The 24008-nt window shown below is 43.8% G+C and carries 22 protein-coding genes; 8 read left to right on the top strand and 14 right to left on the bottom strand.

Features of this window, described 5'->3' with window-relative positions:
* Positions 1 to 4 precede the first annotated feature (4 nt).
* From Q0502_RS10000 to Q0502_RS09985, 4 genes are all read right to left on the bottom strand, one after another.
* On the bottom strand, positions 5 to 1387 hold the full coding sequence (locus Q0502_RS10000) for a tyrosine phenol-lyase (RefSeq protein ID WP_298650195.1): 1383 nt from the start codon (positions 1385 to 1387) through the stop codon (positions 5 to 7).
* Positions 1388 to 1656: 269 nt separating this feature from the next.
* Entirely contained in the window at positions 1657 to 2739 is a 1083-nt protein-coding gene (locus Q0502_RS09995; RefSeq protein ID WP_298650193.1) for a GDP-L-fucose synthase, read from the bottom strand.
* A 41-nt stretch (positions 2740 to 2780) separates the two neighbouring features.
* The gene (gene gmd, locus Q0502_RS09990) at positions 2781 to 3842 is read right to left on the bottom strand and encodes a GDP-mannose 4,6-dehydratase (protein WP_298650191.1); all 1062 of its coding nucleotides are present in this window, start codon (positions 3840 to 3842) and stop codon (positions 2781 to 2783) included.
* A gap of 7 nt (positions 3843 to 3849) precedes the next feature.
* A complete protein-coding gene (locus tag Q0502_RS09985) occupies positions 3850 to 4398 on the bottom strand; it encodes a hypothetical protein (protein WP_298650188.1) in 549 nt (182 codons plus the stop codon).
* Between the two features lie 179 nt (positions 4399 to 4577).
* Between Q0502_RS09985 and glyA the strand changes: the two genes are divergently transcribed.
* The 4 genes from glyA (at position 4578) to recG (ending at position 9962) form a co-directional block, all read left to right on the top strand.
* Positions 4578 to 5858, top strand: a complete 1281-nt coding sequence (gene glyA, locus Q0502_RS09980) for a serine hydroxymethyltransferase (RefSeq protein WP_298650185.1) — start codon at positions 4578 to 4580, stop codon at positions 5856 to 5858.
* 499 nt (positions 5859 to 6357) lie between these two features.
* Positions 6358 to 7413: a ribosome small subunit-dependent GTPase A gene (gene rsgA, locus Q0502_RS09975; RefSeq protein WP_298650184.1), complete on the top strand. Its 1056-nt coding sequence runs from the start codon at positions 6358 to 6360 to the stop codon at positions 7411 to 7413.
* 189 nt (positions 7414 to 7602) lie between these two features.
* The gene (locus Q0502_RS09970) at positions 7603 to 7839 is read left to right on the top strand and encodes a hypothetical protein (RefSeq protein ID WP_298650182.1); all 237 of its coding nucleotides are present in this window, start codon (positions 7603 to 7605) and stop codon (positions 7837 to 7839) included.
* 29 nt (positions 7840 to 7868) lie between these two features.
* Complete coding sequence (recG, locus tag Q0502_RS09965; protein WP_298650179.1) at positions 7869 to 9962, top strand: ATP-dependent DNA helicase RecG; 2094 nt, start codon at positions 7869 to 7871, stop codon at positions 9960 to 9962.
* A 16-nt stretch (positions 9963 to 9978) separates the two neighbouring features.
* Here recG and Q0502_RS09960 read toward each other — a convergent pair whose 3' ends face one another.
* The gene (locus Q0502_RS09960; RefSeq protein WP_298650176.1) at positions 9979 to 12633 is read right to left on the bottom strand and encodes a DUF5686 family protein; all 2655 of its coding nucleotides are present in this window, start codon (positions 12631 to 12633) and stop codon (positions 9979 to 9981) included.
* Positions 12634 to 12925: 292 nt separating this feature from the next.
* Between Q0502_RS09960 and Q0502_RS09955 the strand changes: the two genes are divergently transcribed.
* From Q0502_RS09955 to Q0502_RS09945, 3 genes are read left to right on the top strand one after another with little or no spacing between them, the layout of a single operon-like run.
* On the top strand, positions 12926 to 13168 hold the full coding sequence (locus tag Q0502_RS09955; RefSeq protein ID WP_298650174.1) for a hypothetical protein: 243 nt from the start codon (positions 12926 to 12928) through the stop codon (positions 13166 to 13168).
* Positions 13147 to 13401, top strand: coding sequence for a hypothetical protein (locus tag Q0502_RS09950; RefSeq protein ID WP_298650172.1), 255 nt, complete (start codon positions 13147 to 13149; stop codon positions 13399 to 13401). The genes Q0502_RS09955 and Q0502_RS09950 overlap by 22 nt, the downstream gene beginning before the upstream one ends.
* Before the next feature lie 29 nt (positions 13402 to 13430).
* The gene (locus Q0502_RS09945) at positions 13431 to 13904 is read left to right on the top strand and encodes a GNAT family N-acetyltransferase (RefSeq protein ID WP_298650171.1); all 474 of its coding nucleotides are present in this window, start codon (positions 13431 to 13433) and stop codon (positions 13902 to 13904) included.
* 29 nt (positions 13905 to 13933) lie between these two features.
* Here the strand turns inward: Q0502_RS09945 and Q0502_RS09940 are convergent, their stop codons facing one another.
* Positions 13934 to 16132, bottom strand: coding sequence for a GH92 family glycosyl hydrolase (locus Q0502_RS09940; RefSeq protein WP_298650168.1), 2199 nt, complete (start codon positions 16130 to 16132; stop codon positions 13934 to 13936).
* 305 nt (positions 16133 to 16437) lie between these two features.
* Between Q0502_RS09940 and Q0502_RS09935 the strand changes: the two genes are divergently transcribed.
* Positions 16438 to 17592 carry an ATPase gene (locus tag Q0502_RS09935; RefSeq protein ID WP_298650166.1) on the top strand — a complete coding sequence of 385 codons (1155 nt, stop codon included), beginning with the start codon at positions 16438 to 16440 and terminating at the stop codon, positions 17590 to 17592.
* Here the strand turns inward: Q0502_RS09935 and Q0502_RS09930 are convergent.
* The 8 genes from Q0502_RS09930 to Q0502_RS09895 all read right to left on the bottom strand — a co-directional run bounded on the left by Q0502_RS09930 (position 17582) and on the right by Q0502_RS09895 (position 23517).
* Complete coding sequence (locus Q0502_RS09930) at positions 17582 to 18832, bottom strand: acetylxylan esterase (RefSeq protein WP_298650165.1); 1251 nt, start codon at positions 18830 to 18832, stop codon at positions 17582 to 17584. The genes Q0502_RS09935 and Q0502_RS09930 overlap by 11 nt on opposite strands.
* Entirely contained in the window at positions 18829 to 19677 is an 849-nt protein-coding gene (locus Q0502_RS09925; RefSeq protein WP_298650163.1) for a hypothetical protein, read from the bottom strand. Before Q0502_RS09925 ends, Q0502_RS09930 begins: the two co-directional genes overlap by 4 nt.
* A 120-nt stretch (positions 19678 to 19797) precedes the next feature.
* Entirely contained in the window at positions 19798 to 20019 is a 222-nt protein-coding gene (locus Q0502_RS09920; RefSeq protein WP_298650160.1) for a hypothetical protein, read from the bottom strand.
* Positions 20020 to 20041: 22 nt separating this feature from the next.
* Complete coding sequence (locus Q0502_RS09915) at positions 20042 to 20536, bottom strand: DUF2059 domain-containing protein (protein WP_298650157.1); 495 nt, start codon at positions 20534 to 20536, stop codon at positions 20042 to 20044.
* A gap of 101 nt (positions 20537 to 20637) precedes the next feature.
* Entirely contained in the window at positions 20638 to 20901 is a 264-nt protein-coding gene (locus Q0502_RS09910) for a hypothetical protein (RefSeq protein ID WP_298650154.1), read from the bottom strand.
* Between the two features lie 594 nt (positions 20902 to 21495).
* Complete coding sequence (locus tag Q0502_RS09905; protein ID WP_298650150.1) at positions 21496 to 22257, bottom strand: hypothetical protein; 762 nt, start codon at positions 22255 to 22257, stop codon at positions 21496 to 21498.
* A 421-nt stretch (positions 22258 to 22678) separates the two neighbouring features.
* Positions 22679 to 23296, bottom strand: coding sequence for a hypothetical protein (locus Q0502_RS09900; RefSeq protein WP_298650147.1), 618 nt, complete (start codon positions 23294 to 23296; stop codon positions 22679 to 22681).
* The gene (locus tag Q0502_RS09895) at positions 23293 to 23517 is read right to left on the bottom strand and encodes a hypothetical protein (protein ID WP_298650144.1); all 225 of its coding nucleotides are present in this window, start codon (positions 23515 to 23517) and stop codon (positions 23293 to 23295) included. Before Q0502_RS09895 ends, Q0502_RS09900 begins: the two co-directional genes overlap by 4 nt.
* Between the last annotated feature and the right edge of the window lie 491 nt (positions 23518 to 24008).

Below are 24008 nucleotides of genomic sequence, written 5' to 3'. Positions count from 1 at the left end.
ATGATTACTCGCACTCTTCGAACCTGGCAGTGAAGAACCGTAGTTGCTTCGGTTCATATACAAAGCGGAGTCCTTTGATGGTCTCTCTTTTCCGGTAGAGCGATTGAACCGCTTCCGCTACCAGATCCATGTGACGGTAAGTATAGACGCGACGGGGAATGGTGAGTCGTACCGTTTCCAACTTAGGTCGGTGGTGTTCACCCGTATTTTTGTCGCGTCCGGCAGAAACGATACCCCGCTCCATGCTGCGTACGCCCGACTCCAGATAGAGGTTGGCTGCGAGGCTTTGCGCCGGAAACTGATCCTGCGTGAGATGCGGGCAGAAACGTCCGGCATCGAGGAATACGGCATGTCCGCCGGTGGGTTCGATCATCGGAATGCCTGCCTCCCGCAGTCTGTCACCCAGGTATCGCACCTGTTTTACGCGATGTTCTATATATTCATACTGCAGCGATTCCTTCAGGCCGATCGCCATCGCTTCCATATCGCGTCCGGCCATTCCGCCGTACGACGGCATCCCTTCATATACTACCACCAACTCCTTTGCCTCAGCAAAAAGATCATCGTCGTTCATACATAAAAATCCGCCGATGTTCACCAGGCAGTCCTTTTTGCCGCTCATAGTACATCCGTCGGCATAGCTGAACATCTCCCGTACAATCTCTTTGATGGATCTGTCGCGGTAGCCTTTCTCCTGCTCCTTGATGAAAAAGGCATTCTCCACACAACGCGTGGCATCATAAAATACCCTGATGGCATAACGAGCCGTCAATTCCCGCACCTGTTTCATATTTTTCATGGATACCGGTTGCCCGCCGGCCAGATTGACCGTTACGGCGAGACATACATAGGCGATATTTTCCACCCCTTTTTCATCGATCAGCTTTTGCAGTTTGTTCAGGTCGATATCTCCCTTGAACGGGATATTCAGGGAAGCATCATGCGCTTCATCGCGGATGATATCGGTAAAGATACCTCCGTTGCGCTCCTGGTGGTAGCGGGTAGTGGTGAAATACATGTTTCCCGGCACATATTGCCCCGGTTTGATGGCGATCTGCGACAGCAGGTTCTCCGCTCCTCTTCCCTGATGGGTAGGGACTACATGCCTGAAGCCAAAGATATCCCGCACCGTCTCTTCCAGATGGCGGAAATTGCGGCTGCCGGCATAAGCTTCATCGCCCATCATCATGCCAGCCCATTGGCGGTCGCTCATTGCGTTGGTTCCGCTGTCGGTCAGCAGGTCGATATAGACATCATCACTCGGGATAAGAAATGTGTTAAAGCCCGCTTCCCTGATCACTTTCTCCCGTTCTTCGCGAGGGATCATTTTAACCGGTTCTACCGATTTGATACGAAAAGGCTCCGATGGATAGCTATTGAGATCCATAGTAATGTCGTTTTAATGGTTTTTACTTTACAAATGTAATTTAAATTTCATTTGTACAACAAATTCAAGGTGAAAAAAATTTATCCGGCGCGGAAATCTTCTTTCATGGAAGCGGCATTTTATATATGTCATTGGACAAGTAAAATGGTGGTAATCCCCGTTAAATTCATATAATGATGAATAGAGGATATGGAATAAAAAATCATATTCCTAGAGGTTGGAGATGAATTCCTCTACTGTCTGGACCGTAGCCGGTGCAATTTTTTTAGCTAAGGCTTATTATGATCCCGCACGTACCATTCGTACATCTTCTCTACGCCCTCTTCAATATCGACGCTGTGCCGCCATCCCAGCGCGTTCAGTTTGGAGACATCGGTCAGTTTCCGCATGGTGCCGTCGGGCCTGGAGGTATCGAAAGCGATCTCTCCCGTGTAACCGACTGTTTTTTTGATCAGTGCGGCCAGATCCCGGATACTGATCTCTTTTCCGGTGCCGATATTGATATGGCAATTCCGGATTTCGGTTTTTCCCTTTGCCAGATCCGGAAAATCCACATTCTCCATGATATAGACAGAGGCATCGGCCATATCTTCGCTCCAGAGGAATTCCCGCAGCGGCTTCCCGCTTCCCCATAACTCAAGCTCTTCCTTGCCGATACCGTACTTACGGAGCCTGCTTTCAATATCCTGCAGCGTGCTGCTGCCGGAAACTCCTTCTACCGGACGTTGGGTGAGATCTTGCCTGACAGCGTCCCAGTCACCGTTCATCATTGCTTTCGCCAGATGGATCTTGCGGATCATGGCGGGGAGTACATGGCTCTTTTCAAGGTCGAAATTGTCGTTCGGTCCGTACAGGTTGGTAGGCATCACCGCGATATAGTTGGTGCCGTACTGGATATTGAAACTTTCGCACATTTTCAGTCCCGCGATCTTGGCAATGGCATAGGGTTCATTGGTATATTCCAGCGGACCGGTGAGCAGGGCCTCCTCAGCCATGGGCTGCGGTGCTTCACGGGGATAAATACAGGTGCTGCCGAGGAAGAGCAGTTTCTTTACATTGTGACGGAAACTCTCTCCTATGACATTATTCTGGATCAGCAGGTTACGGTAGATAAAATCGGCCCGGTAGATATTGTTGGCGATAATTCCTCCCACGTGCGCCGCCGCAAGAATTACAAACTCCGGTTCTTCCCTGTCAAAGAAGGCCTTTACGGCCGAGGCGTCCTGTAAATCCAGTTCTTCGTGGGATTTCCCGACCAGATTGGCGTATCCTTTCGATCCGAGGTTTCGCCAGATGGCCGATCCTACCAGCCCGTGATGGCCGGCGACATATATCTTACTATTTTTATTCATGATCAGTCCCTTATTCATTTATTACGCAGTCAGACCTCATTTTACCGGGAGAGTTTTCTTACCATTTCCATATCGCTCCTCACCATTCGCCGGACCAGTTCTTCGAATGATGTTTTGTTCGGATTCCAACCTAACAGGGTTCTGGCTTTGGTGGGATCTCCCAACAACAGCTCTACCTCTGCGGGACGGAAATATTTCGGATCGACCTCCACCAACACACGTCCGGTAGCCCTATCGATCCCTTTTTCGCCGATCCCTTCTCCTTCCCAACGCAGCGCTATGCCCGCTTCGGCGAAGGAGAGCGTACAGAATTCGCGTACGCTGTGCATCTCTCCCGTGGCGATCACGAAGTCTTCCGGCACCTCATGCTGCAGCATGAGCCACATGCATTCCACATAATCGGGTGCATAACCCCAGTCGCGTTTCGCGTCCAGGTTTCCGATATACAGTTTATCCTGAAGGTCTTGTGCGATATGGGCAGCCGCCATCGAGATCTTCCGGGTGACAAATGTTTCACCTCTTCGTTCGCTCTCATGATTGAACAAAATGCCATTCACCGCGAACATCCCGTATGACTCGCGATAATTTCTGGTGATCCAGTATCCATACAGTTTCGCTACCCCGTAGGGGCTGCGGGGATAGAATGGTGTAGTTTCTTTTTGAGGCACTTCCTGTACCAGCCCGAACAATTCCGAGGTCGATGCCTGATAAATGCGTGTTGTTTTTTCCAGTCCCAGTATCCTCACCGCTTCCAACAGACGGAGGGTCCCTACGGCATCGGTTTCTGCCGTATATTCGGGTACGTCGAAACTCACCTTTACATGGCTCTGCGCCGCCAGATTATAGATCTCATCAGGTTGAATATGCTGGATGATACGGATCAGCGAACTGGAATCGGTCATATCGGCATAGTGCAGGTCGATGAGCCGCTTCTGTTTCATATCGCGGATCCATTCCTCAAGATAAAGATGCTCTATCCTGCCGGTATTGAAGGAGGATGAACGCCTCAGGGTGCCGTGTACCTCGTATCCTTTCTCCAGAAGCAATTCGGCAAGATAGGAACCGTCCTGGCCAGTAATTCCGGTAATCAGCGCTTTCTTCATGGGGCGTTTAATTTAAACTGATATTGTAGGCAACGCTGATACCCGGTGTAAAGAAATTCTTTTTGAGGATGGCGCTCTCTTTACTACCGAAACCCATATCGCAATATAGGGAGAAATTGAACTGCTGAACGGCATAACCGGCTATGGGTGAAAAAGCCATTCCGTTATAGCTGGACCCGAATACCGCCCCGATACGCGGTTCTACGAAAAAACCATTGGAAATACCCTCCTGGGTGAAACGATAGCCCACCAATGGCATAATGTAGTTGAATGCATCATTGGCGTCGTTCATGATACTGGAAAGAAATTTACCTTCGCCATAGGGATTGTTGAAAGCTTTTACACTTAAAGAGATGTAATTACGGGGATTGAATGCAAGTAGATTATCCTGGGTGAGCCAACCGAGGGTGCCGCCCATGCCAAACTTTTTGTCATGGCTTGTGTTCGCTACTAAACCGGCATCGATTGAGACATGAATGTAATTGTATTCCTGTGCTTCTGCCGACTGGATGGTCAGGGCGGCAAGCAGGAGGACTATAAAAACTGTTTTCTTCATTTTTTGATGATTTACGGGGTGACTAAAAGATTATGATTACAAATATAGTGAGTTAATTCTGTTTCGGCTTCATTCTGTTCCGTAAAAAGTGGATTGCATAGATATTGCCAATAAAAAAGCGGATATTTTTCATCGAAACTTCTTACATTTGCATTTGATTTTTTAAAAAAATTATTTGAATGAAGCAAGACAGGCAGATCGCAGAGATCATAGGGAAAGAGCGTGAGCGGCAGTTGAAAGGTGTCGAACTGATTGCCTCCGAGAATTTTGTAAGTGACCAGGTGATGCAGTCGATGGGATCGGTACTGACCAACAAGTATGCCGAAGGCTATCCCGGAAGGCGTTATTATGGCGGATGCGAAGTGGTGGATATGAGTGAGCAGCTGGCTATTGACCGGCTGAAAGAACTGTTCGGCGCCGAATGGGCGAATGTGCAGCCTCATTCCGGCGCGCAAGCGAATGCGGCTGTATTCCTGGCCTGTCTGAAGGCAGGTGATAAATTCCTCGGGTTGAACCTGTCGCATGGCGGTCACCTGACGCATGGTTCGCCGGTCAATTTTTCCGGACTGATGTTCCAGCCCGTGGAATACAATGTACGTGAAGACAATCAGCAGATCGATTACGACCAACTGGAAGAGGTCGCCCGTCGGGAGAGCCCCAGACTGATTATTGCCGGAGCATCTGCCTATTCCCGGGAATGGGATTATGCCCGGATCCGCAAGGTGGCCGATGAGGTCGGCGCTATTTTTATGGTCGATATGGCACACCCTGCCGGACTGATCGCCGCCGGATTGCTCGATAACCCGTTGAAATATGCCCATATCGTGACCTCTACAACACATAAAACCTTGCGTGGCCCGCGCGGAGGAGTGATCCTGCTGGGGAAAGATTTTGAAAACCCGTGGGGTATCACCACGCCGAAGGGGGAGGTGAAGATGATGTCGGCCCTTCTGGATTCTGCGGTATTCCCTGGTATGCAGGGCGGCCCGTTGGAGCATGTGATCGCCGCGAAAGCGGTCTCATTCTACGAAGCGCTGCAGCCTGAATACAAAACCTACCAGACGCAGGTGAAGAAGAATGCCGCCCGGATGGCACAGGCATTCATCGATAAGGGATATAAAGTGGTCTCCGGAGGAACGGACAACCACATCATCCTGGTGGATTTGCGCACCAAATTCCCCGACCTTACCGGTAAAGTGGGAGAGAAGGTGCTGGTGGAAGCCGATATCACCGTCAACAAAAATATGGTGCCTTTCGACAGCCGCTCTCCTTTCCAGACATCGGGATTGCGCTTCGGTACACCTGCCATCACCACCCGTGGAGCAAAAGAGGAACTGATGGGAGAGATTGTGGAGATGATCGATACTGTGCTTTCGAACCCGGAAGATCGCGGAACCATCGCGGCAGTTCGCGAAAAAGTCAACGCCACCATGCGGGAATATCCGCTCTTCGCCTGGTAATTTTTTAATGTGCTAATGTGATTAATATGTTAGTATACCAGATTATTGATTTGATGATTTACTGATTTAGTAATTTGTAATTATACCGGTCAATGAGACTGATTGCCAAAAAAACGTGCGAACCAAATAAAAAAGGTTCGCACGTTTTTAATCATATATATAAAAAAACTATTTATACTCAAAAGTATCCTATGGAATTCGTTTGCTTTGGTTCTCCATTGCTTCAAATAACTCTGTTGCGAAGAATAATAGATTTTTTATTAACAACATATTTTCAACCCAATAAAATATGATGTATCTTTGCAATATGTTAAAGACTTTACATAAATCGGATTTGGTGTTGTAAACAATCTGTATGGTCTGTACAGATTGTCCTTTCGTTTGCTCTCGGATAACCCTTTTCGAGAGTAGTTTCTATATTACTATAATTTCAGTTTTAACCTGCGTGCAATGACGAAAGCATTGTTATGCCTTCACGTGTATGCTATATATTAAGATAATGATTAACTTAAATACGTATGGTTGGAATGATAAGTTAAACCAACTAAAACAAGAATCAACGCATAGTGCCCTTACTCATGGTCGTATATCCATTGTACACCGGACATGCTACGAGATCGTTTCCGAAAAAGGACTGTTTCAGTGTGAACTAACGGGAAATATGATGTATGGGAAATCGGATTTTGAATTACCCTGCACGGGTGATTGGGTTATTTTTCAACCATTCGATGAAAATAAAGGGATTATAGTTGATATGTTACCCCGTGAACGGATATTGTATCGCAAGAAAAGCGGAACAGTTGCCAATAAGCAAGTCATTGCTTCTTATGTCGATAAGGCATTTATTGTACAAAGCCTTGATAATAATTTCAATGTTCGCAGGGCTGAGCGTTTCATGGTTCAGATTTTGGAAGCAAACATCAAACCTGTATTGGTACTCAATAAAGCCGACTTAGGTTTTGATAAACAGAGAATAGATGAAGTAATCAAACATGTTGTCCGTCAAATGCCTGTATTTATCACAAGTGTCCATCACCCCGAAACTATTCTCCGACTACGGGAATCTATATCGGAAGGTGAGACGGTCGTGTTTGTCGGTTCTTCGGGTGTCGGGAAAAGTTCTCTGGTTAATGCGCTTTGCGAAAAATCGGTATTGCTCACGTCCGATATAAGCCTGTCCACGGGAAAAGGGCGGCACACCTCGACCCGCCGGGAAATGGTCTTGATGGATTGTTCAGGTGTTTTAATCGACACTCCGGGCGTTCGGGAATTTGGCTTGGCTATGGACAATCCCGATTCACCTGTAGAAATATTTGAAATTTCCGACTATGCAAAATCGTGTCGTTTCAAGGATTGCGAGCATATCAACGAACCCGGTTGTGCCGTTTTAGAAGCGGTAAACAGCGGAATAGTAGACCATAAAGTTTATGAGAGCTATCTGAAACTTCGACGGGAAGCATGGCACTTTTCTACTTCGGAACATGAAAAACGTAAAAGAGGTAAATCCTTTTCAAAGTTAATAGATGAAGTAAAGAAGCGTAAAGCGAATTTCTAATCTCTGTCTAAGCAGTGCAGGTATTCTGTTCAAAGAATGCCTGCACTTTATATTGTGGGTAAAAAGCCAGATTAAAACTCAGTTTGCCGTATGATCGTCCTCATAATCCGGAAAAACAATAAAAAATTTGCAATAGAAATGCTGTACTGCATAAAAAACACTATTTTTGTGCAGTAAAGTAAAAATAATATGTTGGGTACGGCGCTTACCGGACGATATTTACAAATCACCATGTTGCCTTTCAGCTTTGCCGAGCTGACGGACTTCAAAAATCTACCATTGCAATCTGAAACCCCGGCCGATGAGTTAAAGGGCAATAATTTGCTGATGATTACCCATGATGAAGAAAGAACCATAGAGAGAAACGGAAGACAGATACAAGTCGTTCCGGTTTGGAAATGGGTGCTGCAGGGTAACAACAGGTAAATTGAGTCTATACAAATTTCGTATCCAGAATGAATATCCTTCAGACCGACATACAATTCGTTCCCGGCGTTGGCCCCAAAAGGGCGGAGATCCTCAATAAGGAAATAGGTCTCTTTACGGTCGGTGACCTGCTGAGGTGGTATCCCTACCGCTATATCGACAGGAGCAGGATCTATTATATCCATGAGATCGATAACTCGATGGCGTATATCCAGTTGAAAGGGAAAATCACCGCGTTCGAATCCTTTGGAGAGGGGCGGCGCAGACGGCTGGTGGCGCACTTTACCGACGGGACCGGTTTCATAGACCTGATCTGGTTCCAGGGGATACGTTTTATCGAAGGAAAGTACAAACTCAATCAGGAATATGTGGTATTCGGTAAGCCCACTCTGTTCAACGGCAAGTGGAATATCGCCCATCCCGATATCGATCCTTTTATGAATGAGTCGGATCGCCCCGAAGGGCTGATGGCGATGTACAATACCACGGAGAAGATGAAGAACCATTATCTCAACTCCAGGGCAATGCAGAAGATTATCGAGAATGCTTTCGGACTGATCAAAGAACGGCTTCCGGAAACACTTTCGCCCGATGTAGTGAAGGAGGCAAAGTTGATGCCCTTCCATGATGCGGTGGAGAACATCCATTTCCCGAAGATAGCCCCCCTGCTCCGGAATGCGGAGTTTCGCCTGAAGTTTGAAGAACTTTTTTATATCCAGCTCAATATTGTCCGTTATGCATCGGAAAGGAAGGGGAAGCTGAACGGGTTTATCTTCAGGAGAGTGGGAGATCATCTCCATTCATTTTACAGGCAAAAACTTCCGTTCCCGCTGACCAACGCGCAGAAACAGGTGATCAGGGAAATCAGGAAAGATACCGCGTCGGGAAAACAGATGAACCGTCTGCTACAGGGAGATGTGGGTAGCGGCAAGACGCTGGTGGCGATCATGTGCATGCTGATAGCGCTCGATAACGGTTACCAGTCCTGCCTGATGGCGCCGACCGAGATCCTGGCGTCACAACATCTCGAGACGTTCAGGGAGATGCTTTTGGGAATGAATCTGAGGGTGGAATTGCTGACCGGTTCTACGAAGAAGAAGGTGCGGGAGGAGATCCATGCCGGCCTGCAGGCGGGTGAGATCGATATCCTGATCGGAACCCATGCCCTGATTGAGGACACGGTGCAGTTCCATAACCTCGGTTTTGTAGTGATCGATGAGCAACATCGCTTCGGGGTGGTGCAACGGGCTAAATTATGGACAAAAAACAATCAACCGCCCCATGTGCTGGTGATGACCGCCACGCCCATTCCCCGCACGCTGGCCATGACGGTTTACGGCGACCTGGATGTTTCGGTGATCGACGAACTGCCGCCGGGAAGGAAACCGGTGCAGACGCTCCACCGGTACGATAAGAAACGGGGAGCGCTTTATCAGTTCATCCGCGAGCAGATCCACGCAGGACGACAGGCCTATATCGTCTACCCACTGATCGAAGAGAGCGAAAAACTCGATCTGAAGAACTTAGAGGAAGGGTACCTGCACATCAAAGAGGCTTTCCCTGAATTTACCGTTTGCAAGATGCACGGACGGATGAAGCCGGCCGAAAAGGACGAGGTGATGCGGCAGTTTGTGGTCAATGAAGCACAGATCATGGTATCCACGACGGTGATCGAGGTGGGGGTGAACGTGCCTAATGCGAGCGTGATGGTGATCGAGAGCGCGCAACGGTTCGGGCTCTCCCAGTTGCACCAGTTGCGGGGACGGGTAGGGCGGGGAGCCGACCAGTCCTATTGCGTCCTGATCACACCCTATGAAATCTCCTCCGATACCCGTAAGCGGATGGAGATCATGACCGGGAGCAACGATGGGTTCGTCATTGCTGAAGCCGACCTGAAGCTGCGTGGTCCGGGCGACCTGGAAGGAACCCAGCAGAGCGGTATTCCTTTCGACCTGAAGATCGCCGATCTGGTAAAGGATAACAACATCCTCTTTCGTGCCCGCGAGATCGCAGAAGATCTGATCGGAAAAGACCCCAAACTGGAACAGCCGGAACACCTGGTATTAAAACAACAATTGGACCGTTTGGGCGGAAACCGCTACGAGTGGGGCAGGATCAGTTGAAATATCCGGCAACAATTTATTTAAACGGCTTTTCCATAATATTCCAAAGCGGATAGCTTACCCTTACTCCGAAACGGTCGAATCTTTTATCGGCAAAACCGGTGAAAATCCCTGCCCTGCCTACACCCATAAACCCCACGGAATAGCCGCCTTCCAGATAAAATTTCCTGTTCCCGGTGGACAGCCCATGTAAATGAACCGCTTCATCGAATGAAAAACGTTGCAGGAAAGGCAGGTTTTTCAAAAAGAGATATTGCGACTGAACATTCAGATGCCCTTCCATCCACCATTTTCCGGAAGCGGTATAAGGTTCCAGCAGGTTGAAACTCCGGTTAAAATCGGACGCGGTAAACAGCATCTGGTTATTCCTGAAATATTTGAGATCATTCATATATAACCTGTCGGACGATAAAAAGGTGCCGCCTGAAAACAGGTAATCGATCTCTTCGAAAGGGGAGACTTTAATAGTTTGAGAAACCGAAGAAGAAATCCGGTCATACAACGGCGCCGGATTGTCGGCAAAAAGATTGACTCCCTTTTTGTATAAAACCGAAAAAGTAGGATATTTGGTTGAAACGTACCATTTCCTGCCGTCTCTTACCCGGTAACGGTAACGCGGGGTGTAGGACAGTTCCAGCGTGATATTTGCGGCCGTATGGCTGGGATATAAAGTGGCATCGGAAGGAATATTCCCGGGAATTTCCTTGCCGATAAAATTAAACGAGGTACGGTTACGCAGGGCCGACCGTTTATCTATTTCCGCACCGGTGTACAAATGCAGTCCGTTGGCAATATCGATGTTATGGTCGGCTCTGACGTACCGGCTGTCGTAAAACCGGATAAAATTCTGTCCCAGATCGAGGGCTGTAAGGGTGTTCATCAGTCTCGACTCGCCGTTTTCACTGTTCACATCGCGTGAAATATGTCCTGCGGAAAGATAAAACCGCCCGAGGGACATGGGCGCATAATTCAACGAAGTGGATACATGCCACAACCATTGTTTTCGTGCCGTGGCATAATACAAAGACGGGGAAACGGAGAAATTCCGGTTTTTGTCGATGGCATAATTAAAGGAAAGTGTTTGTCCCAGCCAAAATCCGTCTGTAAAATTGTACTCTTTCAATGTACCCATTAATCCGCCGTAACGAAGCGAAAGATTCCGGGTCATTTTCCATACGCCTCCCTGTGTGACTTTTCCGAATACGGTTTTCGGGTTTTCTTCAATCGATAATACTACCTCATTTCTACCTCCGTCTGTTTCCGTAATAGAGTCGTTACCCGACAGGGAATCCCTCACCTGATAACTTCTCAACTCATCTTCCCGAAGCGGCAATTCACGCACACTTGTCCAAAAGGTTGAATCTCTCTTCCATGCCAGTGTGTCCACTTCCATTTTTACATTTTCAATATCTTTTATCTCAAGCGATTCCCGTTGTTCTTTTACCTCTTCCGGTTCAACCATCCGGCTCATCAGTTTCGACATTTTATAGGCTTCCTTGGTAGAGAGTTCTTCCTTTTGAGCCAGTCTGTCCAATTCATCCGATATTTTTTGTTGCCTGGGTGATATTTTTTGTTCGTCAGGTTCGTCCGGCAATGCTGTTTCATTCACGGCCGCAGGATTCCTTGTTTTATCTACCTGAACCGAATTGTATTTCATCGATGCGTAGTATTTCCCCGATCCTTTTACGCCCATCGTATTTATTGTAAGAGTAACATCATAGGTAGTGGGCAAATAGACCGAAGGCTGCACCTGATGGTAGTTGATGCGGTAATGCATGGTAGTGCCCAGTTCGCTTGCGACGAGATCGGCAATATATACGTTCCATGTGTTTTCCAAAATGTAGATATGGCCCGAAAACAGGTTAGGATTTTTCTTCCGGGGCGTCACTCTGATCTTGTTTATAATATGGTCGGGTTTATAATCTACATTTTCAAGTTTGAACGCATAAAATCTGAATGCTCCGGGAGCGAGCGGGGAGATCCTCCCGTTCAGTTCAGCGTTGTAGATACTCGAAGTCATGATACTCAATCCTTTGTCCGCATTGAATTCTTTGGGAATGGAGCTTTTCAGTGCAACTACATTTTGTTGGTAAGTTTCAGGCGATATAAAACGGATATCGCTTTTTGACTCCATCACTAACGGTTTTCCTATAAGGGAGTTGAAGTCGAAACTGTTGTCGTTGACTTTCATGGCGCGTTTGAAAATTCCCGGGATCTTATCGATGGTTAAACTTCCCTTTATATAGGCTTCTGATGTGTATTCCTTTATCTGGTAACGGTAATAAGGGGCGTGGGCAATGGCTTTCCGCATGATGCGCCAGGCCGGATCCTCGTCGCTGGCAGTGGCGTAAACCACCACCTCTTTCAACATATACGATGTTTCCTGAAGTTCCACACGGACAGTCTGGTTTTTCTCTCCCATTACAATATTTTTCCTGATACTCTCGTAGCCGAGGGAACGAAATTCACAGGTATACGTGCCCGGTGCAAGGCCGGTTTGAAACTCGCCGAGATTGTCGGCAGCAATTCCTTTGGCAATTTCGTGAATATACACGGTTGAATTCGGGATAGGTTCTCCTTTTTTATTGACAATAATACCTTTGAGTTGTTGTGCCTGCAGGCTTGCGGTTACCATTACACAACTCAATGTAAAGAGCAGAAATTGCTTCATATACTGATTCTATTGTTAAATAAATATTGTGGCGGTAAAGTTACATAAGAAACCGATATGAATGGAGGCAGAATCAGCTAAAGTATAATAATTATTTGGGATTTTTTTGTTGTATTTTTACTGTGTAAAGAAATATAATTGAAGTTAATTTATTATTTTTGTGGTGTCCTGATGTTTATTTCAATTATTTTATGAATCGTTCTATTTGGGTCTTATGACTATGAAGTATTTTTTTCTGTTGTTAATCTCTTTCTTACCCGTTTCCCTTTTATCTCAAAACGACGATGACAATATGATCATCAGTGATCAGCAATCCACATATACCTATATGATGGAGAATAATAAGGTTGTTATAAAAGAGAATCAGGATGTTACCTATTCGTGTGTTAAAAATATCCGACCGGTTACTTTCTATCGGTTTTATGATATGAATTCCGAGATAACCAAAATCAGGGTAAAGGGTGTAAAAGCTTCTTCTCCCGGATATGAGACTTATACCCCACTGCCATGCATTTGGATTATGAGATTGGGATAGAGATCCCCGAAGGATATACCGTTGAGGGGTTAGATGTACTGCCTTCTGTATATTCAAACGATTTCGGCGGATTCCACTCCGGTTATAGGCTCGAAGGAAACAAGTTGTTCGTGTCGGCAAATAAGATATATGAAAAGTCTTATATACCGGTCGACAAATGGAACGAAATGCTTCTGATCGCGAAGAAGGCAAACGATTTCCAGGCAAAAACAATCATTCTCAAAAAGTTATAATACTAAATCCAATTTCATCACTATTCAATATGACCGAAGTGAATATAAGAATATGCGATTACACGAATCCTGCTCACACGAAAGGGATTGCCGATTTAATCAACGCCTATATCGGAGATAAAATGGGAGGCGGAGAGTTTTTATCGGTAACCGCTCAGATAGAGTTAACGAACGGGTTGAGACGGCATCCTGCTTCTATTGTCCTGTTGGCCGAAACAGGTCGGACTGTGTGTGGGCTGTTGGTCGCTTTTGAGAATTTCTCGACGTTTACTGTCCGTCCGATGATCAATATTCATGATCTGATCGTTCTGCCCGGTTACCGCCGCAAGGGGATCGGACGACAATTACTTGAGGCGGTCATTGCGATCGGCAGGGAAAGAGGATGCAGTCGCATCACGCTGGAAGTACGCAAGGATAATCTCTCTGCCCAATATTTGTATCAAAGTCTCGGATTCGGTGAAACCCTGCCTGCCATGCATTATTGGCGGAAAGAATTGGAATAAGAGGGGGTTATTAGCAACCCGTTATTTTACTATTCAGTAGTAGTTATTATCAGTTCTTTGCCCTGTGCCAGTTGGTCGTGTTGAATAAACCATCCGTCTATGGTTTCGTTGCCGTATCTGATCTGTCGGATTTTCTTTCCGTTGCCCTCCTTCCTGATGGTAAATTCTCTGCCTTCACCCAAAGAAAATTTTACTTCGTCGAACAGGGGAACCGAGATGATATATTCCGGATCGGCCGGTGAATAGGTATATAGCCCGATGGCGTTGAACACATACCATGCCGACATCTCGCCCGCGTCGTCCATGCCCGCGTAAGCCAGCTTTTCGGCTCCCATATCGTAGAACCGATCCATGATACTGTCGAGCACGCATTGCGCTTTCTCCTGCCTGTCGATAAAGTAATAGGTGTAGGGTATCGAGTGGGAGGGTTGGTTACCGTGACAGTAATTACCCATAAAGCCGGTCATATTGTGCGCTTCATATCCCCTCCAGGGTTCGGTAAAGAGTGAGTCGAGCTTCTGTTCCACCGCCTGGTGGTCAGGGTACAATGCGATCATCCCTTCCGGGTCGTGCGGGGCGAAGAAGAGCGATTGCCAGGCGTTTGCTTCCCGGTACATGTAAGCGAAATAGGGGTAGTAAGGGTCGAAATCCGCGATCCACTCACCATTGTCGATCTTCCCGCGCCAGAAGCCGGTAGAGGGATCAAACAGGTTCTTGTAATTGCCGGAGCGTTCCATCAGCAACCGGTAATTCTCTTGGTCGCCCAGTTCCTTGGCGATCAGAGCTGTCGCATAATCATCATACGCATATTCCACTGTTTTGGTGACTGCCGCCTTGTATTCATCCCATGTAGGTACGTTGGTCGTATCTTTCTCTGCGATCCAGCCCCTTTCGATATATTCGTCCAGATAGGGCCTGCCGCCGCGGCCGGGCACGGTAGCATTCTTCAGCAGCAACGTGTAGGCGCGTTCCAGGTCGAAATCGGTGATGCCGCGCAGGTAGCTTCCCGCCACAAACACCGAGGCATGGTCGCCGTGAAAGAAGGTAGGCATATATCCCCCTCTTTTCTCCCCTTTGTCGGTGATCGATTGGATGATATCTGCAGTAACATCGGGTGACAACAGACCCAGCAGTACCAATTTGTTGCGGTAGTCATCCCAGAACGAAGGGTTGGTATAGTAACGGAATCCTTTATTGACGACTTCTCCTCTCTCATCCGTAAAATCTCCGTTTATATCGCTGCGCAGGGCAGGCCATAGGAATGAGCGGTAGAGGGTAGAATAGAAGATGCCTTTTTCGCGCCCGGTACCGCCCGATACTTTTATTTTCGACAGCAACCTGTTCCATTCCTGGTCGGCCTCCTGACGTACCTGATGGAAACTCTTATCCAGCATCTCCTCTTCCAGGTTCATCTTCGCATTTTCGATGCTGACGAAGGAGAATCCTATCCTGAGTTCCAGCGGTTCGTTTTTCTCGTTTCCTTTGTCTTTTTCGTTCTTACCCGGCATCCCGCCGTTTTCACTCTCGGCGAAGTCCACCAAAGAGACTTCATGCCGGTCATCTTTCAGTTGCCGGATATCCTCTATCGGATAGTTGGAGACCGCATAGAAATACATCTTTCCTTCGGCATCCTGGAAACCGGAAAACACGTGTTCGTCCACCTTTTGGATATGCCAATCTTTTACCCGGTTATTGGAGCGGGTCATATCGGCAATCAGTTTTTTATCCGCTCCGTTGGGATAAGTATACCGGTGAAATCCGCAACGCAGCGTGCTGGTCAGCTCCACGTCGATGCCGTATGTTTCGAGAAATACCTGGTAGTACCCCGGATGCGCCGATTCGTTATCATGACTGAAGGTGGAGGCATAATTTCCTGGCGTGACCTCTCCGGTGACCGGCAGCAGGGGAATATGCAACAGGTTCCAGTGCCCTTTGTTGGTGTGGGAGAAACCGTAGATCACTGTGTCTTCGTACTGATAGCCCGCTCCGCTCCGGAACTGGGTGACAGGGCTCAACTGTACCATGGCATTGGGCAGGGAGCTGCCCGGAAAGACCTCGGCCCCCCAGGTGCGCTCTTTCCAGGTGCGTACATATCCCAGGTCTTCCGGTTCCCACAGCGTGGCTGTCCCTAAAAAAGGGTTCACATAACCGGTAGGTTGTTTTTCTGCTGTGGCTGTGCAGCCCAATAAAACAAACGACAGAAGAATAATCGGAGAAATAAGTTTCATTTTTCTGTTGAAAATTAGGGAATGAGTTTGATTTAAACCTGGCAACCAAGGGAAAGACCATCTTTCTGCCAGAGAAAGAATAAACTCCCCTTTAGAGTTGTTGGAAATGAATTACAGCGACGAAGTTAATCAAAAATAAATTAATTTTGGGATGTTTGTCGCAAAATTCAAACAAGTCCCGGGACGTAATCTGGCACGATATCATTTTTCGACAAAAGTTACAAATTGATAAGTTGCTTTTTTGTAAGTTATATATTTGTAAGTTGCAAAAATATAACTTATCTTTGCTGAAAAAAGAGAGAATTATGAACACACCGTTCGCTTATGGAAAATTACCTCAGGAAATTGATTTCACGGATAGGGAGAAAGAAATAGTCAGGCTAAAAAATAATTTTAATTCACGGGTTAATACTATTATTATTTCGCCGCGCCGTTGGGGAAAAACTTCTTTGGTGAGACTTGCATCTTTGTCTGCAACAAAGGAGAATAAAAAACTGAAGATCGTACATCTGGATATTTTTAATATTCGGAGTGAATACGAATTTTACCTGTTACTGGCAAACGAAGTGTTGAGAGCGACCTCTTCAGGGTGGGACGATCTGGTAAAAAATACACGGTTCTTTTTGAAGCAGTTGATACCTCAGATATCGTTTTCTCCCGATAAACAAAGTACAATATCTTTTTCTATTGGTTGGGAACAATTGCAGAAAAGTCCTGATGATATCCTTAATCTGGCAGAAAATATCGCTATAAAAAAGGATTTGAATATTATCATTTGCATCGATGAATTCCAAAATATTGCGTTATTTGAGCATCCCGGTGCTTTTCAACGGAAATTGCGGGCGCATTGGCAGACACATCAGAAAACTGCCTATTGTTTATATGGTAGTAAGCAGCATATGTTATTGGATGTGTTTTCGAATTATGCGATGCCTTTTTACAAATTCGGTGATATTATGTTTTTAGAAAAGATACCGACGGCGGACTGGGTCTCGTTTATTCAAAAACGTTTTGCTGACACGAAAAAGGAGATTTCACCGGCTGAGGCCGAACGGATCGCTGTTTTAGCCGACAATCATTCTTATTATGTGCAACAGTTGGCTCAGCAGGTATGGTTCAGAACCGGGAAACGATCTACTACTGAAATTGTGGATAACGCATTCGAAGATATTATCAACCAACTCAGCCTGCTTTTTGTGAATGTGACGGATTCGTTGAGTAAGAGACAATTGTCATTGCTGGAAGCGATATTGAATAACGAAAGTCAGTTAACTTCGAAAGCCACTTTAGCCAAGTACCACCTGGGTACTTCGGCGAATGTTATTCAACTGAAAAAACGCCTTATTGAATTGGATATCATTGATGATATGCAGAGCCAGCTACAGTTTTTGGATCCAATGTACAAACACTGGTTAGCCTCCCGTTACTTTAATATTCAAAGAAGAACCGTCAATTCTTGAAATGCTTATCGGCAAAATCCAGATAACACTCCCAGTCATATTCCGTCACATCATGTTCCCCGGCTCTTATATGGTAACCGATGTCTTCCATGATCGGTTTATGCAATTGCGGTATCTTGTCAGAGTCGATGGCTGTCAATCCGTAGAGACGATATACCGGTCCTGCATGGTATGCAGATAAAAATTCACCTCGAGGGTCTGCCCAAAGATCTTCTTCGGCGCTTGCCACATACACTTTTCTGGGCGCTATCAAAGCGATAAGCTGATGCTGGTCTACAGGTAACATTTCATCCCGGTCGTTGTATTGGCGGAAATTTTCACAGAACCAATGGGGGAAATTTTTATTGATAACAGCAATAGTTTCCCCGAATTTTCTCCGGAAAAGCGCAGCACCTCCGCAGCCGGAATCATTGGATATGACAATCCGAAAGCGTTCGTCCCGGGCTCCGGCCCACAACGCCGCCTTCCCTTGCCGGGAATGTCCCATGATGGCTATTTTATCGCTGTCTATCTTCTCCTGTGTTTCCAGAAAATCGACGATCCGGCTCGATCCCCATGCCCAGGCACCGATAGCCTGCCATTCGCCGGGAGCTATGGTTTCAGGATATCCCGGAAAAAGGGAGATAATACTATGATCTTTTAATTCCGGTTTATCGGGGAAAATATCGTGATAGCACATCGTTGCCACGGCATATCCCCGGTCGATGATCTTATCGTAGCACCACCGGTTTGATTGGATCCCTCTTTCCCAATCCGGATGATCCGGCTCTTTCACCAACTGGAAAACCGGGGAATAAAGGATCGTCGTATCTAAGGTAGTGCTATGGTTTCCCTTGAAATTGTATCCTACAAAAACAGGCACTTTACCCGTCGGTTTATTGGGGATGTACATCAATAAAATAGCTTCGATTTTTTTATTTCCGTTCGAAAAAGTAAATTTCACCTGCTTGCCGGTTGCTTTGCCGTCCATCACATTGGGATCTTCCGTCAGGAGTTCGTAAGTAACATCTATCTTCGCGTCAGGAGTTTGTCCATATACTTGGGAAGCAAATAACTCCAGCAATTCCGGCCTTCTCTGCTTTTCCCACTGTTCTATACTCGTGATCTTCTCCCCGTTATTACCTTCCAAAAGGTCAGGAAGGATATACGCAGGAACTTTCGATTCGTTGTAATTCACTTCGTTCTGGGCACATAAGCATACGACAACAAGCCATGCAATCAATCCGATAATTTTTTTCATAAAGTTATATTCTTAAAAAAATAATCCATCACAACTTTTTTACTTTTAGCGCTACATATCACATAGTTATTATATATCCTGCCGTTATATTGAAATTTAATTACATATACTCTGTCGCCTATACCTACTTGTTCATTAAAGAATAATTGACTGCTTGTTTTTCTAATGAGTATTTCTTCCAATAATAGTTTTCGCCTTTCGGTTGTATCCAATTCCTTTTTGTCCTCTATTTCATTGAGAGCATAATCAATATACTTTTGTGATATCGTATCGGGAGACGCTGCTTCAAAACCCTTATAACTCCTTTCTATACCAGAAATATCAAAACCTTGGGAAGACTTTACGATTGTGTCTATTTGCTCGTATTTATAATAATAATGATTAAGTTGCATCGTTTCGATATCCATTTCGGATTCAAACAGGTTACGCGCTTCTTTCCTGAAATCTTCCGATAATAACGTTTTTTGTTCCGGGGTCATTCCTCTCGTGTCATACAATTCAGCATAAAGATAACCCGGTCTGATATAAAGCTCATGTATTTTTCCCTTGCTGTCGCCTCCATCACGGCCGAGTATGGAACTATAAAGTGCTTCTTCACCGGAAAAATAGTTACGGTAAAATTTATATCGGGTAGAATCGTCGAGGGTTTCGACAAATGAACATTCCAACAAATCATATTCACCGGCATTGGTCACATTCTTTGGCGTCCAGTTATTGATAAGGTTTTTAAAATTCGTTTCATAGTCTCTTACAGGCTCTCCCGATTCGTAAATCGATACCTTATCCTGGCTGTAAGAGACAGTCCACTGCGCTAATAATATCGCTATAAAAAATAACTTTTTCATGTTCATTTTTTTTAATTGTTATTAAGTGAATTGATATATAGTGCTAATTTGTATTCTAGAACAAAACGAACTCCATTGCCGGTTTATTACAAATTTACCACTATACTTTTATACATAGATTCATTTCGATGAAAAATAAAATATAACTAGTATTTGAAAAACAACATATATTCCACCTATTATGCGCCTTACATTTTTGTTTTTTATTAAGATATTAAACAAGGGAATTCCTGTAAAACTTATTCCTATTAGCAAAGCTGTAATATCCCCCCATGCTGAAAATATAGCAATAATAAGAACAACCAGAATAAAAAATATATCTATTTTATTGTTTTCTTTCATTTCATTTCTTTTTTGAATTAGCTTATTGTTTTGATCCCAGAGTTAATTCAGACATTAATTCCTTCATCTTTTGATTGAGGGTTGGCATGTATTTGGTTGTCAATAGACTCATTATTTCAACACTCATTTCCGGTGTTATTTCCAATAACTTTTTTCCTGTTGGAGATTCGTAAAACTGGATTAAATCCTTGATCTCTCCGTGGGTGAAGAACTTTTCATACACTGTGGGAAGATCTTCATCGATCATTTTTTTCGTTATCGCTGTCATTTCGGTCATTATGAAATCCATAGATTTCTCAATTATTTCTTCTCTCGATTTTTCTTTTGCCGAATCACCCTGTATTTGCATTGTCGCCTGTTGTTTCATGGCGTTTTGCATACTATTCATCATATTATCTACGGTTTTGTCCATTTGCATCACGGCCATCAGCCGCCTGATATCGCCAGATTTATCCTGAGCCATTGTCACAACTAATGGCAGAATAATTACAATTGCAAGAATTGCTAATTTTTTCATTTGCTTGTAAATTTAAATGTTTATAGAATTCATTAATGTTAGATTCTTTTGATTTTGTTCCATTATTTCAGTTTACCACGATGTACTTAGGCCGCTTTAACCTATTGATTCGTTTCCGAAAGCGACTTTTCTAAAATATCGTAATAATATTGTGAGAGGCCTTTGTCGATAAAATCCGTGGGAGTAGCAGAACTATAAAACTGATTATCTTTGACAGTGACTTCTTCTAAAATCAGATTAAACAGCTTTTCTCTTTTTATAATCTGCTCTTGAGTCAACAAGCTATCGGGTTTCTCAATAAACTCCTTTAACTCCTTATCGATACTATTGACAGAAGTACTTATTTTCCTATTCGGGGATAACATAATAGGCCTTGAGACTTTTTCGAAAAAATAATCACTATGCTGATGATCGGGTAAATAAAGGCAAATAATAGGTACACAACTCCCCAGATTTTCAACCAGAAATCATCTAAACTCATACCAGAAACTAACAATTGTATTTGATGTAACCAAATGAATACACCCGTAACAAAAAATAGAATTGTCCATAATATCTGAAATCTTAATATAAATTTTCTATTATTCGATAAGTCCGGATTATCTGTTTTAAAAAACAATGGGCCTAAAATGCTTCCAAAAGGTAAAATACATCCGAGAAGTACGGTTGAATGTAATAAAAGATTTTTTTTCATACAATTTGATTTTTAAGTTATTACATAATTTAAATTAGAGAATACTTAAATATTCTTCAAGGTCTTTCCTCGAATCATATAACGGTACAGCAATCAATAAAACGGTCAGGCAAAGCCCTGCGATTCCGTAATCAACCAGCCACTTTAAAAATTCATTGAACGAGGTTTGTTAACCTCGCTGTTGCTCGAATCTTTTGTGTGAGGAGGCCATTCTTTTCTTATCTTTCCACGAACTACAATCGTACAGCAGCGAAGGGTGGTAAATTCATTCCTTTTTTAAAAAGGATATTTTAGAACTTTGAACCATTGAATCTAGATTAGTTATATTTTCATCTTTTACCCATTGATTCGATTCCCTAAGCGATTTTTCTAAAATATCGTAATAATATTGTGAGAGGCCTTTGTCGATAAAATCCTTGGGAGTAGCAGAACTATAAAACTGATTATCTTTGACAGTGACTTTTTCTAAAATCAGGTTAAACAACTTATCCCGTTTAACCTTTTCCTCATCAGTAAGGAGACTGTCCGGTTTCTGTGTGAATTTTTGCAGCTCCAAGTACGTTCCGGCAAGCAAATCTTGTTCGGAATCATTTTTCTCACATTGTTCTTTCTCTGGGGGCTCATTTTTATATTCTTGAATTTTGTCATTAATTAATTTTTCCCAATCACTGCTGTCCGATGTCTTTCTTATTTTATTATCTATCTTGATATTATTAACGGTAATATCATAATATTCAGGAGCAAAACTTTTTTTTACGAACTCTTCTTTTGTCAGTAGAAAAACAACTTTATCCTCTTTGTATTCCAAATCGTTGATCATGACATCAACAAGTTCCCTTTTCAACGAATCTTGCTCTGCTGTAAGCAGTGAGTCCGGAATTTCAAGAACAGAGTAAAAATCTGTAGTTACTGTGTTTTCTTTTGATTGATGACTTTTACAAGAGACAATTAACGTAAAGATCACGAATAAAACAAACACAATACACCTTGCAAGTAAAATAAAAACTATATATTTAAACGCTCTCATGACCTGCTTTTTTAACTGTTTCAGCAAAACTTTTTGATTTCCTAATTTGCAAGTGCCTTTACTTCAAAATGCCTTGAAAGGCTTTTGCCGGGTTCCTTTTCTGATCCCACAGTGATAAAAGAAACGAAGAACAATAGCGAATAGATAATATAAGCGCAATACATAATATGGAATTAACTACAGGTTGCCGGCATAATTTTTTCCGGCAACCTGTAGTTATTAAAATCTTATCTTTCCTTCGTTCTCCTTTTTTCTTTTCTTTTATCCTGAAAATAAAGTATAATCACGAATAAAATTCCAACCAACAAGCCAGACAAAATATAATGCAATATCTGTAGTTCTCGACTAAAGACAAGATCAAATATCCATAATATGAGTGGATAAATAATCATCATTATCAATAATGGTTTTATATATTTCATCATTCTAATATCCAGATAGTTATAGTTTCACTAGCAGATTCATATACACCTCCCGCAACAGCACCTACGGGGATCGCACCCCAACCTACGGTGGCTGTGGACACAGCGACTACGGCTCCACCCATTGCACCACCAGTAGCTCCTCCAGCATCCGCAGCAACAACTTCTCTTCCGCCATTATTCCACCAATTTTTTATTGCACTAGATGCTGAATTCCACCAACTTTCTGCAGTGCTCCATACATCATCCCACCATCCTTTTGTCTTTATTTTACCATTTTTTAGTTGAAGTTGATTCAGTTCTTCATTGCTGTATTGTTCAAGAATTTCAGGATAATTCAATGCAAAATACCATTTTATATGATTATTCATCCAATATTGATAGGAATGATAACCGGTACTTGTCGTACAATATATTACAGCGGCGTCTGTCTCGGAAAGCGTTTTTGCCGCTTTCTGATTAATTATATCCAATTGCATTTTTAATCGGGGCAATTCATTCTCCTTAAATTCATTACCAAGAACAGACGTAATTTCATTAAGCAATTGTTGTACAGCAGCATTATTAGTTACTGTGCCTGAAGATTTCAAGGGGATGTTATTTTTCAATGTGCTCATACAAGATCAGTATGTTTCCGCAACTTTTCGTGTTGGTTACAAAAATCAAGCGTTGCCTGTTTTATAAATTCATCTTTGTTTTCTATAAAAGGACGGCCTTTTAGCCGTGGATTTTTTGCGTATTCGATGCCTTGAGCCTTGATTTCTTCAAAAATATACTCTAACCCTTCGTTATGCAATATTCCTACTTCGTCATACTCTTTAGGAATGTCAAATTTCACTGTTTCCATTTTTGAAATAACATCGTTATTGCAACTTTGCATAAGAATCCCCCAAGAGATAATACTTATGAAAGCAATACTTAAACGAAGAATCCTGTTTTTCTGATTTTTTAAAATTGATTTTATTATGATTTATTTTTAATGGCCTCGCAAAACTTTAATTTCCTGATTTGCAAGTGCCTTTGCTTCAAAGCGCCTTGAAAGGCTTTTGCCTGTTTCCTTTCTTCCTGCCGTCTTTCTTTTCTTTTTCCATAAGTATTTATTTTTGAAAGTAATTGGGCATAAATGTTTCTATATGAGTATCGGGCATTTTGTTTGTTCCCTGTTTCAAGGGTTCACTAACAGGATTTGTGCCGTAACGGGACAATGGTCGGACAAATAAATATCATTCAATTTTTCGGGAAGAACGTTATGGCTGATCACCGAAGACTGTTGATTTACAAAAATATAATCAATAAATATCCGTTGATCTGGCGGAGTTGCACCAAAAT

The organism is uncultured Proteiniphilum sp. (genome assembly GCF_937873925.1).
In the GTDB taxonomy this organism is placed as follows: domain Bacteria; phylum Bacteroidota; class Bacteroidia; order Bacteroidales; family Dysgonomonadaceae; genus Proteiniphilum.
This window is presented reverse-complemented; position numbering and strand designations above follow the sequence as displayed.

Bases quoted from the DNA above. Each gene is read 5' to 3' on its own strand.
- Q0502_RS10000 (WP_298650195.1), bottom strand. From the start codon at position 1,387: ATGGATCTCAATAGCTATCCATCGGAGCCTTTTCGTATCAAATCGGTA.
- Q0502_RS09995 (WP_298650193.1), bottom strand. From the start codon at position 2,739: ATGAATAAAAATAGTAAGATATATGTCGCCGGCCATCACGGGCTGGTA.
- gmd (WP_298650191.1), bottom strand. From the start codon at position 3,842: ATGAAGAAAGCGCTGATTACCGGAATTACTGGCCAGGACGGTTCCTAT.
- Q0502_RS09985 (WP_298650188.1), bottom strand. From the start codon at position 4,398: ATGAAGAAAACAGTTTTTATAGTCCTCCTGCTTGCCGCCCTGACCATC.
- glyA (WP_298650185.1), top strand. From the start codon at position 4,578: ATGAAGCAAGACAGGCAGATCGCAGAGATCATAGGGAAAGAGCGTGAG.
- rsgA (WP_298650184.1), top strand. From the start codon at position 6,358: ATGATTAACTTAAATACGTATGGTTGGAATGATAAGTTAAACCAACTA.
- Q0502_RS09970 (WP_298650182.1), top strand. From the start codon at position 7,603: ATGTTGGGTACGGCGCTTACCGGACGATATTTACAAATCACCATGTTG.
- recG (WP_298650179.1), top strand. From the start codon at position 7,869: ATGAATATCCTTCAGACCGACATACAATTCGTTCCCGGCGTTGGCCCC.
- Q0502_RS09960 (WP_298650176.1), bottom strand. From the start codon at position 12,633: ATGAAGCAATTTCTGCTCTTTACATTGAGTTGTGTAATGGTAACCGCA.
- Q0502_RS09955 (WP_298650174.1), top strand. From the start codon at position 12,926: ATGATCATCAGTGATCAGCAATCCACATATACCTATATGATGGAGAAT.
- Q0502_RS09945 (WP_298650171.1), top strand. From the start codon at position 13,431: ATGACCGAAGTGAATATAAGAATATGCGATTACACGAATCCTGCTCAC.
- Q0502_RS09940 (WP_298650168.1), bottom strand. From the start codon at position 16,132: ATGAAACTTATTTCTCCGATTATTCTTCTGTCGTTTGTTTTATTGGGC.
- Q0502_RS09935 (WP_298650166.1), top strand. From the start codon at position 16,438: ATGAACACACCGTTCGCTTATGGAAAATTACCTCAGGAAATTGATTTC.
- Q0502_RS09930 (WP_298650165.1), bottom strand. From the start codon at position 18,832: ATGAAAAAAATTATCGGATTGATTGCATGGCTTGTTGTCGTATGCTTA.
- Q0502_RS09925 (WP_298650163.1), bottom strand. From the start codon at position 19,677: ATGAAAAAGTTATTTTTTATAGCGATATTATTAGCGCAGTGGACTGTC.
- Q0502_RS09920 (WP_298650160.1), bottom strand. From the start codon at position 20,019: ATGAAAGAAAACAATAAAATAGATATATTTTTTATTCTGGTTGTTCTT.
- Q0502_RS09915 (WP_298650157.1), bottom strand. From the start codon at position 20,536: ATGAAAAAATTAGCAATTCTTGCAATTGTAATTATTCTGCCATTAGTT.
- Q0502_RS09910 (WP_298650154.1), bottom strand. From the start codon at position 20,901: ATGTTATCCCCGAATAGGAAAATAAGTACTTCTGTCAATAGTATCGAT.
- Q0502_RS09905 (WP_298650150.1), bottom strand. From the start codon at position 22,257: ATGAGAGCGTTTAAATATATAGTTTTTATTTTACTTGCAAGGTGTATT.
- Q0502_RS09900 (WP_298650147.1), bottom strand. From the start codon at position 23,296: ATGAGCACATTGAAAAATAACATCCCCTTGAAATCTTCAGGCACAGTA.